General features: G+C 71.2%; 8 protein-coding genes. 4 read left to right on the top strand and 4 right to left on the bottom strand.

The window, feature by feature from the left end; genetic code table 11:
* Positions 1-42: 42 nt before the first annotated feature.
* The 4 genes from fxsA to fxsT all read left to right on the top strand — a co-directional run bounded on the left by fxsA (position 43) and on the right by fxsT (position 6,849).
* Positions 43-297: an FxSxx-COOH cyclophane-containing RiPP peptide gene (fxsA, locus tag OHT01_RS14020; protein ID WP_328553484.1), complete on the top strand. Its 255-nt coding sequence runs from the start codon at positions 43-45 to the stop codon at positions 295-297.
* A gap of 314 nt (positions 298-611) precedes the next feature.
* The gene (locus OHT01_RS14015; RefSeq protein ID WP_328553483.1) at positions 612-1,736 is read left to right on the top strand and encodes an FxsB family cyclophane-forming radical SAM/SPASM peptide maturase; all 1,125 of its coding nucleotides are present in this window, start codon (positions 612-614) and stop codon (positions 1,734-1,736) included.
* Complete coding sequence (locus OHT01_RS14010) at positions 1,733-3,565, top strand: aKG-HExxH-type peptide beta-hydroxylase (RefSeq protein ID WP_328553482.1); 1,833 nt, start codon at positions 1,733-1,735, stop codon at positions 3,563-3,565. The genes OHT01_RS14015 and OHT01_RS14010 overlap by 4 nt, the downstream gene beginning before the upstream one ends.
* A 272-nt stretch (positions 3,566-3,837) precedes the next feature.
* Positions 3,838-6,849, top strand: a complete 3,012-nt coding sequence (fxsT, locus tag OHT01_RS14005; RefSeq protein WP_328553481.1) for an FxSxx-COOH system tetratricopeptide repeat protein — start codon at positions 3,838-3,840, stop codon at positions 6,847-6,849.
* Between the two features lie 140 nt (positions 6,850-6,989).
* On the opposite strand, the gene OHT01_RS14000 is transcribed toward fxsT, so the two are convergent.
* The 4 genes from OHT01_RS14000 to OHT01_RS13985 all read right to left on the bottom strand — a co-directional run bounded on the left by OHT01_RS14000 (position 6,990) and on the right by OHT01_RS13985 (position 13,805).
* Positions 6,990-10,799, bottom strand: a complete 3,810-nt coding sequence (locus OHT01_RS14000) for a multifunctional oxoglutarate decarboxylase/oxoglutarate dehydrogenase thiamine pyrophosphate-binding subunit/dihydrolipoyllysine-residue succinyltransferase subunit (RefSeq protein ID WP_328553480.1) — start codon at positions 10,797-10,799, stop codon at positions 6,990-6,992.
* A gap of 281 nt (positions 10,800-11,080) precedes the next feature.
* A complete protein-coding gene (locus tag OHT01_RS13995) occupies positions 11,081-12,217 on the bottom strand; it encodes a HAMP domain-containing sensor histidine kinase (protein WP_328553479.1) in 1,137 nt (378 codons plus the stop codon).
* Between the two features lie 59 nt (positions 12,218-12,276).
* Positions 12,277-13,014 carry a response regulator transcription factor gene (locus OHT01_RS13990; RefSeq protein ID WP_266762665.1) on the bottom strand — a complete coding sequence of 246 codons (738 nt, stop codon included), beginning with the start codon at positions 13,012-13,014 and terminating at the stop codon, positions 12,277-12,279.
* Positions 13,015-13,127: 113 nt separating this feature from the next.
* Positions 13,128-13,805 carry a spermidine synthase gene (locus OHT01_RS13985; protein WP_328553478.1) on the bottom strand — a complete coding sequence of 226 codons (678 nt, stop codon included), beginning with the start codon at positions 13,803-13,805 and terminating at the stop codon, positions 13,128-13,130.
* Between the last annotated feature and the right edge of the window lie 11 nt (positions 13,806-13,816).

Here is a 13,816-nt window from a genome sequence, read left to right as displayed (position 1 = left end):
CGGCGGACGCCGGGGGGAGCCGCGGAATACGAGAGGGACGACATGGGCGTACGCGACGACACGGGGGACGACATACGGGACGGCGTCCCGGACGACGTGCGGGACGAGGCCAGTGACGGCGTCCCGGACGGCGCGCGAGGCCGCGATGTCGCGGCGGAGCCCCCGGATCCGCTGGAACTGGACCTGGCGGAGCTCCGGACCGTCCAACACCCCGTACTGGCCGAGGTGCTGGCCGAGTTGCGGGAGCGCGCCGGGCAGCCGAGCGAGATCCTCTGGGGATTCAACAACGCCTTCTGAACGGCGAAGTGAGCGATGGCCGCGTCAACCGTCGCTCACAAGGCGTCAGTTCAAGTCCCCGCCCGTGATTGAACCGGACAACTTCGAGCGGGCGGCGTTTGTGGCCGGTCCGCGTCCGGGAATGTCGCCCGGTACGGGCAGGGGGCCGTGGCGCGGTCCGCAGTGGGGGCCGCGGAGCCGTACGTCATGGGGGTGCCGGAGTGTCTGGAGAGACGACCTCCCCGAGCCCCCCGGGTTCTCCGACCGTCCCGACCTCCCCGACCGCCCCGCCGGTCCGCCGACCGCCGTTCCCCTTCCGTCAGTTCATCGTCAAGATGCACGGCCGCTGCAACCTCGCCTGCCGCTACTGCTACCTCTACGAGGGCCCCGACCACTCCTGGCGCACCCGTCCCGCCGCCGCACCGCCCGAAGTCCTGGAACGGACCGCGCTCAGGATCGGCGAACACGCCCGCGCCCACGGCACGACGGCCCTGTCCCTGGTCCTGCACGGCGGTGAACCCCTGCTGGCGGGCGTGGACACCCTCGCCCGGTTCACCGATCTCGTACGCGACCGGGTACCGGGCGGCTGCACCGTGCACGCCACCGTCCAGACCAACGCCACCCTGCTCACCGAACGGCGGCTGGCCGTCCTGGCCCGGCACTCCGTCCGCGTCGGCATCAGCCTGGACGGCGGCCTGCCCGAGCACAACACGCTGCGCACCGACCACGCCGGACGCCCGTCCTGGCCCGCCGCCGCGCGCGGCGCCCGGCTGATCGCCGAACGCCACCCGCAGGCGTACGCCGGGATCCTCACCGTCGTGGACCCCACGACGGACCCGGTCGAGCTGTACGAGTCGCTGCTCGCGCTGCGCCCGCCGGCACTGGACCTGCTGCTCCCGCACGGCAACTGGTCCACGCGGCCACCGCACCGGGGCGACTCGGGGACCCCTTACGGCGACTGGCTGTGCGCCGTCTTCGACCGCTGGTGGCGGGCCGGGCGGCGCGAGACGCGGGTGCGGCTCTTCGAGGAGTGCGTCGCGCTGCTCCTCGGACTGCCCGCCGCCACCGAGTCGCTGGGCCTCGCCCCCTTCGACGCCGTCGTCGTGGAGACGGACGGCTCCATCGAGCAGGTCGACTCCCTCAAGTCCTGTTACGAGGGGGCGGCCAGGACCGGCCTCGACGTCTTCCGGAACGATTTCGACGAGGCCCTGCGCCACCCCGGCGTCGCGGCCCGGCAGGCGGGCGCCGCCTCGCTGTCCGCGCGCTGCCGGGCCTGTCCGCTGCTCGCCGTCTGCGGCGGCGGACACTACGCGCATCGATACCGCGCCGGACACGGCTTCGCCAACCCGTCCGTGTACTGCGCCGACCTCCAGCGCTTCATCCACCACGTCGCGCGAAGACTCGCCGGGGCGGCTGCCGCGCCCGCCGTCCGCGCCGCCGCCGAAGGAGACGTCCCGTGATCCTGCCCGCGGTCCCGGCACGGGCCGTGGACGAACTCGGCCGCACCGAAGGCGGCCCCGAGACCCTCGGGCTCCTCGTCCGCGACCAGCACACCCGGCGGCTGCTGCTGCTCCGCGCGGTCCTCGACGCGGCCGAGTCGGCCGGCCCGGGCGTCTGCCCGGCTCCCGTCCTGACCCGGCTCCGCGAGGACTGGGCCCTGCTGGAGGAGGCCGAACGCCTGGAGGGGTCCGCCCGCGTCGGGGACCGTTCCCACGGGGGTGGTCCGTGCCCCGGGCCGCCCGGCGGCCCGGGGTCCGGGTGGCCGGACGGTTCCCTGGCGGGACTCGGCCGGCCGGGGCTTCAGGCGCCGGTGTCCGAGGGGCCCGGGCCCTACGGTTCCGCGGCGGCGTTCTCGTGGCCGGGGGGTTCCGTGCCGGAGGCCGGGGGACCGGACGGTTGCGTGCCGGCGCCCGGGAGCCGAGGCGGTCCCGGGCCGGCGGCCGGGGGCCCGTACGGTTCCGCGGCGGTGTACGCCGGGCCGTACGGTTCCACGCCGGGACACGGCCCGTCGGGTGGTTCCGCGCGGGCGTCCGGGAGCCGAGGTGCGCACGTGGACGTGTCCGACGGGGATCCGGCGTCCGGGAACCGTCCTCCACCGTCCCTCGTCCGCGCTCTGCTCCTTCACCCGTTCATCGGCCCCTGGGCCCGGGACGCCCTGCGCGCACTCGGGGCCGGTGCGGGCCCGAGCGCGGGCCGGGACCCCCGCGAACCGGCGCGAGCGCTCGCCCACTTCGGGTCCCTCGCCGCCGTGGCCGCCGCCCGCGCCGGGGTGTCCTACGCGGTGCGGCTGACCGCCCACGACGGCGTGCTGACGCTGCCCTCGCTCGGCGCGCTGCGGACGGGCGGCGGCTCCGGTTACGGGGACACCGCGGTGGGTGTCGTACACCGGCGCGGGCGGCTGACGCTCCGGCGGCCCGGGGAGGCGGACGTGGTCGTCCGCCTGCAGAGCGGCGCCGGCGCATGGTCGGACGCCGAGGCCTGGACACCCGCGTACGCGCTGCCCGGTCTGGTGCCCGGCTCGGCCGCCGTCCCGCTGGACGACCTCGACCCCTATCGCACCGCACGCGGCGGACCCCGCCCGGACACGCTGAGCGGCCCGGTCACCCTCGACGACGCCGAGCGCAAGCACTGGCTGCACACCTGGTCGGGCACCGCGGCGGCGCTCGGGCTCGGCGGTGAGCGACGGCTCGCGGAAGCGGTGACCCTGCTGCGCTGCATGGTCCCGCTCTCCGCGCCGCCCGGCTCGGGGCCGGGCCGGTCCGGCGGCAGTTGCAGCGGCACCCGGCGCGAGGCCTTCGGCGCCGTCCTCAGCAGCGCGCCCGCGACGGCGACCACGTTCGCGGCCACCCTCGTCCACGAGATCCAGCACACCAAACTCGCCGCGCTGGGCGAGATGGTGACGCTCCATCACGCGAGCCCGCACGCACGCCACTTCGCCCCCTGGCGCCCCGATCCGCGCCCGTACGACGGCCTGTTGCAGGGCGCCTACTCCCATCTCGCGCTGGCGGACTTCTTCCAGCGCTGCGCGCTCGCCGCCACCCTTCCCGCCCGCCGGGACGCCGCCTGGGCGCAGCACGCGCGCTACCAGGAGCAGGTCGGCGCCGTTCTGCCGGCGCTGGTCGGATCGGGTGATCTGACCGTGCGGGGGCGCCAGTTCGTCGACCGCATGGTCGAGGTGTACGAACGGCTCGCCGAGCAGCCTCCGCCGCGCGGGCACGCGGCGCGCGCGACGGCGTACGTACAGGCCGCCCGGGCGCTGTGGACCCGGCGCCACACACCGGGCGAATGAAGCGCACCCCTCCCCGGGGGCGCGGCACGGGTCGGCCGAGTCGAACCGGGCCAGCCGAACGCGCCCCGCGCGCCGGTCGAACGCGCCACGCATCGTCCCGATTGAGCCATCCTCGCCGAAAGCCGCGGGTTCCCGGACGTGGAAGGGTCCGTAAGCCAAGATCGTCGCTGAACACGTTGAAAAGGAACCGTGGAGCAGGCGGCCGGCGTGTGTCGGCGCTCTATCGCCGGCCCTCGCGGCGGTTCTAAAATCACGCGCGGGGAGGCCGCTGCATGTCTGGAGCTCGTACGCCGGTCGGGCCAGCCGAGAGGGGGCCCGCGAAGCAGACCGTCACCATCAGCTTCGCCGGTTTCAACCGGGCCTGGGCGGCCTGGATCGGGGACCGTCTGGAGCGGCGTGGCCATCGCGTGGTGTACCAGCGCTGGGACGCACCGGCCGAGGTGCCGCTCGTCGACCTGCTGCGCGATCTGACGCTGGCCCAGGGCCGCATCCTGATCATCGTCAGCGAGTGGTACTTCCAACTGGGCCCGCGCACCTACGAGGAGTGGAACGCGGCACTGCGCGAAGTCGTCGGGCCCGACCCGTCACGCTTCGCGGCCGTCTCCGTCACCAACAGCCCGGTGCCGACGGCCACCGCCGTGCTCGGCGCGGCCAACCTCGACAACATGGGCGCCGACGAGGCCGAGCGCCGCGTCCTGGAACGCCTGGACCTGCCCTCCGAACCCCTGCCGGAATCCGTCGAGGGCGCCCGGCGCGGCCCCCGTTTCCCGGCCGCCATGCCCGAGGTCTGGGGCGGCGTACCCCGCCGCAACACCCGATTCACCGGCCGTGAGCCGCTCCTGAACGACGCCTACCACCTGCTCCAGGGCTCCGACGCGGGCGCGGGCGTGGTCACCCTGCACGGCATGTCCGGAGTGGGGAAGACCCAGCTCGCCGCCGAGTACGTGTACCGCTTCGGCTCCGAGTACGACGTGGTGTGGTGGGTCAACGCCGAGAAGCGGGTCACCTACCGGCGCCGACTGGCCGAACTGGCACCGCAGTTGGGGCTCTCCACCGGCGCCGAGTACGGCGAACGGCTGCGTGCCGTACGTGACTCGCTGCGCCGGGGCGACCCGTACTCCCGCTGGCTGCTGATCCTGGACGGCGCGGACGAACCCGACCAGATCTACGACCTCGTCCCCACCGGGCCAGGACATGTCCTGATCACCTCGCGCAATCCCGAGTGGAGCGAGCACAACAGCAAGCTGCTGGAGGTGCCGGTCTACGCCCGTGACGAGTCCGTCGCGTTCATCCGCCGCCGCGCCCCGCGCCTGACCGAACCCGAGGCCGACCAGCTCGCCGAGGCGCTGGAGGACCTGCCCCTCCTGCTGGACCAGACGGCGGGCTGGCTCAACGACTCGGACCTGTCCGTCCAGGAGTACATCGCCCTGCTGGACGGCGGCATCGACCAGGACGTCGTCAAGGTCTCCGCCGACTTCCCGGTCGCCTTCCAGACCGCCTGGTCGATACTGCTCAACAAGCTCCGCGACACCGTCCCGGAGTCCGTCGACCTGCTGCGGCTGTGCACCTTCTTCGCGCCGGGCTTCATCCCCGTGCGTCTGCTGAAGGAGATGCCGCACGACCAGCTGCCCGAACAGATCGCTGGCCTGCTCAACGATCCCCTGCTGTGGAACCGGGCGATCAACCAGCTCCGCCAGTACTCCGTCGTCCGGCTGGAGTCCCACGAGACGGCCGGCGACGAGGCGGCGTCCTCCGGCGAGTCCTTGTACCTGCACCGGATGGTCCACCAGATCGTCCACAAGGACATGCCCGACGAGGACCGCCGCGACTTCATCGACGTGGTCCGGCGCGCACTGGCCGCGGCGGACCCCCGGCGCCCCACGGACACGCGGCTGTGGAGCGGCTACGCGGAGATCGTCCCGCATCTGAAGTACGCGGACGTACTGCGGAGCAAGGACCCGGCAGTGCAGACACTGGTCTTCAACTGCCTTCGCTACATGTACATTTCGGGCGAGTACCAGTCGGGCATCACGCTCGGCCGACGCGCGCTCACGGCCTGGCGGGAACTGCTCGGGGAGAACCATCCGCGGATCTGGGAGCTGACCCACCACTACGCCAACCTGCTGCGCGCGGTCGGCGACTACCAGCGCACCGAGGCCATCGAACGCGCGGCCGTCGAACATCTGCGCGAGGAACGTGGCTCCCAGGACCTGGAGCATCTGCGCGCCGCCACCGGACTGGCAGCCGACCTGCGCGGTCTCGCCCGCTACGACGAGGCCCTGGAACTCTCCCGGTGGATCTTCACGGCCTACCGCGACCTCCTCGGCGAACAGGACTCGCGGACCCAAGGCGCCCAGAACAACCTGGCCGTCTCCCTGCGCCTGCTGGGCCACTACGAAGCGGCACTGGACATCGACCGGCGCACCCTGGAGGCCCGCCGACTGCTGCTGCGGGCCCGGCATCCGTGGACCCTGTCCTCGGAACTCCACTACGCCGTCGACCTTCGCCTGCTCGGCCGCTACGCCGAGGCCGAGTCGATCCAGGCCAAGAACGTGGGCGAGTACCGCCTGGTCATGGGGGCCGCCGCGCCGCCGACCCTCGACGCCGAGCACAATCTCGCTCTGTGTCATTACCGCACCGGAGACCGCGCCTCGGCGGTCGAACTGCTCACCCGGGTACTTGAGCGCTGCGAGCGCGCCCTGGGCGAGACGGCTCCGCAGACGCTGAGATTCGCCGCCTCCACGAGCTGTTTCATCCGTGAGCACGGCAACATCGACCAGGCGCGGGAGCTCGGTGAGTCCGTCGTCGCCCGGTACGAGGTCATGCTCGCCGAGGGGCACCCCTACATCGCCGGTGTCCGCGCCAACCACGCCCTGGTGCTGCGCAGTGTCGGCGAACGGGACCAGGCCCATGTCGTCGTCGAGCAGGCCCTGGACGTCATGACCGAGGCCGTGGGGGAGCGTCACCCCTGGACCTTGGGCTGCGCCATCAACGCCTCCGCCCTGCGCAACCTCGTCGGCGACCCGGAGCAGGCCGCCGCCCTCAGCCAGCAGACGGTCCACCGGGCCACCGAGACCCTGGGCCGCACCCACCCGCTGACCCTCTCAGCCCGCATCGCCCTGGCCGCGGACCTGCGCGCCCTCCGGGACGGCCGCCAGGCCGAGAAGACGGAGCAGGAGGCACTCGCCGACCTGGACGCCACCCTGGGCCCCCGCCACGTCCACACCATCTCGGCCCGCTCCCGCAACCGGCCCTACTGGGACTTCGAACCGCAGGAGACGTGAGCCAAGGGTGCCGACGCCGGTGCGCATACCCTCCGCGCGCCGGGCCTGTCGGCCCCGGCACCGTCCGGCACGCCGAAAGGCCCGGCCCCGAGTTCGGAGGAACTCGGGGCCGGGCCCTTTCGTACTGCCGTGCCGAAGGCCTACGCCTCGAACACCTCACGCACCAGCTGCTCCTGCTCCGCCTGGTGCCGCTTCGCGGAACCGACGGCGGGGGAGGAGGAGTGCGGACGCGAGATGCGGCGCAGGCGCTCGGCGCCCGGGACGTCCGCGCCGACCGCCAGGTCGAGGTGGTCGATCAGGTTGAGCGCGATGAACGGCCAGGCACCCTGGTTCGCCGGCTCCTCCTGGGCCCACAGGTACTTCTCGGCGTTCGGGTACTTGGCGATCTCCGCCTGGAGCTCGGCACCCGGCAGCGGGTACAGGCGCTCGATACGGATGATCGCCGTGTCCGTGGAGCCGCGCTTCTTCCGCTCGGCCTCCAGGTCGTAGTACAGCTTGCCGGCGCAGAAGACGACCTTGCGCACGGCGGACGCCTCGACCGAGTCGTCACCGATGACCGGGCGGAACTGACCCGAGGTGAACTCCTCCGCCTTCGAGGCCGCGGCCTTGAGGCGCAGCATCGACTTCGGGGTGAAGACCACCAGCGGCTTGTGGTGCGGGTTGTGCACCTGCCACCGCAGGAGGTGGAAGTAGTTCGACGGGGACGTCGGCTGGGCGACCGTCATGTTGTTCTGGGCGCAGAGCTGGAGGAAGCGCTCGATCCGGGCCGAGGAGTGGTCCGGGCCCTGGCCCTCGTAGCCGTGCGGGAGCAGCAGGGTGACGCCGGACGTCTGGTTCCACTTCTGCTCGGCGGCCGAGATGTACTCGTCGACGATCGTCTGGGCGCCGTTGACGAAGTCGCCGAACTGCGCCTCCCACATGACCAGCGCGTCCGGGCGGGCCAGCGAGTAGCCGTACTCGAAGCCCATGACCGCGTACTCGGAGAGCAGCGAGTCGTAGACGTTCAGGCGGGCCTGGTCGTCCGAGAGGTACTGGAGCGGGGTGTAGTCCTCGCCCGTGACCCGGTCGATCAGCACCGCGTGACGCTGGCCGAAGGTGCCGCGGCGCGAGTCCTGGCCGGACAGCCGGACCGGCGTGCCCTCCAGGAGCAGCGAACCGATGGCGAGGGTCTCGCCCATGCCCCAGTCGATCGTGCCGTCCTCGATCATCGCCGCACGGCGCTGGAGCTGCGGGAGCAGCCGCGGGTGCACGGTGACGTTGTCGGGGATGTTGACCTGGGACTCGGCGATCCGCTTCACGATCTCCTGGGAGACCGCGGTGGACACGGCGACCGGGAACTCGGCCTGCACGTCCGGGACATGCGTCTCGGGTGCCTGCGCGACGGCCTCGCGGACCTCGGTGAAGACCTTCTCCAGCTGGCCCTGGAAGTCCTGCAGCGCCTGCTCGGCCTCTTCGAGGGTGATGTCGCCGCGACCGATGAGGGACTCGGTGTAGAGCTTGCGCACCGAGCGCTTCTTGTCGATCAGGTCGTACATCAGCGGCTGCGTGAACGCCGGGTTGTCGGACTCGTTGTGTCCGCGGCGGCGGTAGCAGATGAGGTCGATCACGACGTCCTTGTTGAACGCCTGACGGAACTCGAACGCCAGCCGTGCGACACGGACGACGGCCTCGGGGTCGTCACCGTTCACGTGGAAGATCGGCGCCTCGATCATGCGGGCCACGTCGGTGGCGTACATGGAGGAGCGCGACGACTCCGGGGCGGCGGTGAAGCCGACCTGGTTGTTGATGACGATGTGGACCGTGCCGCCCGTGCGGTAGCCGCGCAGCTGCGACATGTTGAGCGTCTCGGCGACCACACCCTGGCCCGCGAAGGCCGCGTCACCGTGCAGGGCGACCGGCAGGACCGTGAAGTCCGTACCGCCCTTGTTGATGATGTCCTGGCGGGCGCGGACGATGCCCTCGATGATCGGGTCGACCGTCTCCAGGTGGGACGGGTTCGCGGCCAGCGCGACCTTGATCTGCTCGCCGTCCAGGCCGGTGAAGGTGCCCTGGGCGCCCAGGTGGTACTTCACGTCGCCGGAGCCGTGCATCGACTTCGGGTCGAGGTTGCCCTCGAACTCGCGGAAGATCTGCGCGTACGACTTGCCGACGATGTTCGCGAGGACGTTCAGCCGGCCGCGGTGGGCCATGCCGATGACGACCTCGTCCAGACGGGACTCCGCGGCGCTGTCGATGACGGCGTCGAGGAGCGGGATGACGGACTCGCCGCCCTCCAGCGAGAAGCGCTTCTGGCCGACGTACTTCGTCTGCAGGAAGGTCTCGAAGGCCTCAGCCGCGTTCAGCCGGCGCAGGATGCGCAGCTGCTCCTCGCGCTCCGGCTTGGTGTGCGGGCGCTCGATGCGGTCCTGGATCCACTTGCGCTGCTTCGGGTCCTGGATGTGCATGAACTCGATGCCGGTGGTGCGGCAGTACGAGTCGCGCAGCACACCGAGGATGTCGCGCAGCCTCATCAGGGACTTGCCCGCGAAGCCGCCGACGGCGAACTCGCGCTCCAGGTCCCAGAGGGTGAGGCCGTGCTCGGTGATGTCCAGGTCGGGGTGCTTGCGCTGCTTGTACTCCAGCGGGTCGGTGTCGGCCATGACGTGGCCGCGGACCCGGTAGGAGTGGATCAGCTCGAAGACGCGGGCGGCCTTCGTGACGTCGTCGTCGTGGCTGGCGTCGATGTCCTTGAGCCAGCGGACCGGCTCGTAGGGAATCCGCAGCGACTCGAAGACCTCGTCGTAGAAGCCGGTCTCGCCGAGCAGCGAGTTCGCCACGACGCGCAGGAACTCGCCGGAGGCGGCGCCCTGGATGACCCGGTGGTCGTAGGTCGACGTGAGCGTCATGACCTTCGCGATGCCGAGCTTGTTCAGGGTGTCCTGGGAGGTGCCCTGGAACTCCGCCGGGTAGTCCATCGAGCCGACGCCCATGATGACCGACTGTCCGGGCATCAGACGCGGGACCGAGTGGACGGTGCCGAGGCCGCCGGGGTTGGTCAGCGAGACCGTGACACCGGTGAAGTCGTCCATCGTCAGCTTGCCGTCACGGGCGCGGCGGACGATGTCCTCGTAGGCCTGCCAGAACTCGAAGAAGTTCAGCGTCTCGGCCTTCTTGATGCCCGCGACGACGAGCTGGCGGTCACCGTTGGGCTTCACCAGGTCGATGGCGAGGCCGAAGTTGACGTGCGGAGGCTTGACGAGGGTGGGCTTCCCGTCCTTCTCCACGAAGTGCCAGTTCATCGACGGCATGGCCTTGATGGCCTGCACCATCGCGTACCCGATGAGGTGGGTGAAGGAGATCTTCCCGCCCCGGGCGCGCTTCAGGTGGTTGTTGATGACGATGCGGTTGTCGAAGAGCAGCTTCACCGGGACCGCGCGCACGGACGTGGCCGTGGGCAGCTCCAGCGAGGCGTTCATGTTCTTCGCGACGGCACCGGCGGGACCGCGCAGGGTCACGTACTCGGGGCCCTCGGGCGCCTCGGTGGCCGCTGCGGCCTTCGGCTGCGCGGCGGCGGCCGGAGCCGCCTTCGCGGGCGCCGGGGCGGCGGCAGCGGGCTGCGGAGCCGCAGGAGCGGCGGCCGGAGCCGGAGCGGGCGCGGCCGGGGCCGCCTGAGGTGGAGCCTGGCGTGCCGCGGGCGGCACGGGGGCAGCCGGCGCGGCAGGCGCGGATGTGGTGGTCCCTGCGGCCCCCGCGGCCGCAGTACCCGCCGGAGCCGAGGCGGCGGGCGCCCCGGGCTTGTAATCGGCGAAGAAGTCCCACCAGGCTCGGTCTACCGAATTCGGGTCCTGGAGGTACTGCTGATAGATCTCGTCGACGAGCCACTCGTTGGCACCGAAGGCGGCCGCGGGGTTCTTCCCGGCGGCTTGGTCATCGGTCGAGAGGCTCGAGTTACTGGGGGACTGTGGCGACACGGCGGCAACCGCCCTCTTCCGCTTCACAAGGTGATGGACAGCGGGAATAAAGGCTACGCCTCCCTGGCCGAGAAGGTCAGGCCGGGCCCGTCCAACGTCGCGTAAGTCACATCGGAATCCGTGTTTCGCCCATGGAAATGGCGGGAAACAACCGGGGTTCCGCTTCGGAACGGGTACGTCGACCGAGGGCCGCGGCACCCTTCACACGGTCCTGTGCCTGATCACACGTGTACGCGCACGGCGACACCGATGGATCTTGCGGCTCCGGTTCGAACTTTACGTCAACTTGGCAGAGAAGGGAGTCCCGGAAGGATGACCTGGATCCGGCAACCCCGCTGAGATTCGGCCACACCGATCCGTCCGCCGTGCAGATCCACCGCCCAGCGGGCGATGGCCAGGCCCAGGCCCGTACCGCCGTCGCTGCCCGGACCGTGCGGCGCGGGCACCCCGCCCCGGTTGAACCGCTCGAAGACGCGGTGCCACTCCGACTTCGGAATGCCGGGCCCCTCGTCCAGGACCTCCAGGGCCAGTGACTCGGGATAGTCGCCCCGCCGTGCCCGCACCGTCACCCGGCCGTGCGGCGGGCTGTGCTTGACCGCGTTGTCGATGAGGTTCGCCACGACCTGGTGGATCCGCTCCGGGTCCGCGTGCGCGGTCAGCTCCGGCGGGGACACGTCGAGGTGCAGATGGACGTCCGTGCGGGTGTGGCTGCCGGAGCCCGAGGCTATGTCCGCGCGCGCCGAGGCGACCATGTTGGCCTCCTTCAGCACACCGGACAGATAGGGCCACACCTCGAAGCGGCGCCTGCGCAGCGGTACGACGCCGTTGTCCAGCCGGGACAGGTCCAGGAGCGTCTCCACCAGCCGGCCGAGCCGCTCCGTCTGCTTCAGCGCCGTGCGCATCGTCTCGGGATCGGCGGCCGAGACGCCGTCCACGACGTTCTCCAGGACCGCGCGCAGACCCGCGATGGGGGTGCGCAGCTCGTGCGAGACATTCGCCACGAGCTCCTTGCGCTGACGGTCCTGGGCCTCCAGCTCGTCGGCCATGAGGTTGATCGTCTGGGCCAGGTCTCCCAGCTCGTCCCGCCGGTCGTCCCGCACCCGGCGGGTGTAGTCGCCGTGCGAGATGGAGCGGGCCACCGCGTTCATCTCGTCCAGCGGCGCGGTGAGCGAGTGCGCCACGAACTGCGTGATCAGCAAGGTGGCGATCATCGAGAAGACCGTGATGAAGCGGAGCTCGGTCTTGGTGTGCACCGCGATCATCGACAGACCCGTGGTGATGAGCACGGAGATGACGACCAGCGCGCCCAGCTTGGTGTTGATCGAGAAGGGCCGCACATCACCCCAGGAGCCGGTGCCCCTGCGCTCACCGGACGCGCGCTCACCGAGCCCGCGTCCTCTTTCTCCGAGTCCGCTCATCACATCAGCCCCTCACGCGGGTCCCGGTCACGGTCCCGACGTTCCGACGAAGGCCCGGCTCAGGGAGTCGGGGTCTCCAGTGCGTAGCCGACGCCGTGCACCGTACGGATCCGCTCGGCACCGATCTTGCGGCGCAGCGCCTTGATGTGACTGTCGACGGTCCGGGTACCGGAGGCGTCAGCCCAGTCCCACACCTCGGCGAGCAACTGCTCGCGCGAGAGTACGGCACGCGGGGTGTTCGCGAGGCATACGAGGAGGTCGAACTCGGTGGGAGTGAGGTGTACGTCCTCGCTGCGCACCCGCACCCGGCGCTGCGCGTGGTCGATCTCCAGCTCGCCGAGGCGCAGGATGCCGCTGCGCGGAGTGGAGGCCGCGACGACCGCGCGCTCGACTCTGCGGAGCAGTACGTGCACCCGGGCGGCCAGCTCGCGCATCGAGAACGGCTTGGTCATGTAGTCGTCGGCGCCGACGCCGAGCCCGACCAGCATGTCGGTCTCGTCGTCGCGCGCGGTGAGCATCAGCACCGGCACCGGCCGGGCGGCCTGCACACGGCGGCAGACCTCCAGACCGTCGAAGCCGGGCAGCATGATGTCGAGGATCAGCAGATCGGGCTGCCATGCCTCGGCGGTGTCGACGGCGGCCGGACCGTCGCCCGCGGTTTGCACGAGGAATCCCTCGGCTCGCAGACGGGCCGCGATGGCGTCGACGATCGTAGGGTCGTCCTCGACGACCAGAACCCGGCGCTGAGCGCCCTGGGTCGCGGCCGTGCCGTTCTGGGAGGTGTGTGTCTGCTCCATCGCCCGCCCCTGAAGTGTGCTTTCCGGAATCCGTGGGGTGATCCCATGACTGCGCTTGACGCTTGAATGATCCGCGTCAGGCAAGCAGGGTACGGGCAGTCACCGTGCCTCGGCTATCCAGGCCTTACCGCGAGATGCACCACGTCGGGAACGCCCCGGGCAACGGGGACCACTTCGGTACGGACCCGTCGGAATCCGGCATTCCGCAGCGTTCCTTCAAATTCCGGAGAGGGCTGCGCCGACCATACGGCGAGCACGCCGCCCGGCCTCAACGCCCTTGCGCAGCTTGCCAGTCCGGACTCGCCGTACAGTCCCGCGTTGCCGTCCGTGACGGTCCAGTCGGGCCCGTTGTCGATGTCGAGACAGAGCGCGTCGAACGTGTCGGAGATCTCATTGACGTAGTCGACGAGATCGGTCTCGACGATCTCGGTGCGCGGGTCGGCGAGCGCGCTTGCCGAGAGGGCGGCGAGGGGCCCGTCCCGGTGCCAGTCGATGATGGCCCGTTCGCGCTCGACCACGGTGATGCGTCCCCAGCGGTGGTCCGCGGCGGCGTGCGCGAGCGAGAACCCGACGCCGAGCCCGCCGATCAGGACGCGCGGCTCCGGACGCCCGTCCAGCGCGTCGTGGGCCGCGTCCATGAGCAGTCGCTCGGAACGCCCGTCGGACGTGTCCATCAGGAAGCACCCGTTGGCGATGATCTGCAGCAGAGCGCCGTGGCGCCGCAGCACGACCTCGCCGTACGGGCCCTCGCGTCGGTCGATGACCACGGGGGTGTCGTACGAGGCAGTCATGGCCGCCATCC

The sequence above is a fragment of the Streptomyces sp. NBC_00358 genome (assembly GCF_036099295.1).
Classification (GTDB): domain Bacteria; phylum Actinomycetota; class Actinomycetes; order Streptomycetales; family Streptomycetaceae; genus Streptomyces.
Note: the sequence above shows the minus strand (reverse complement) of the source record. Positions and strands in the feature narration are given on the sequence as shown.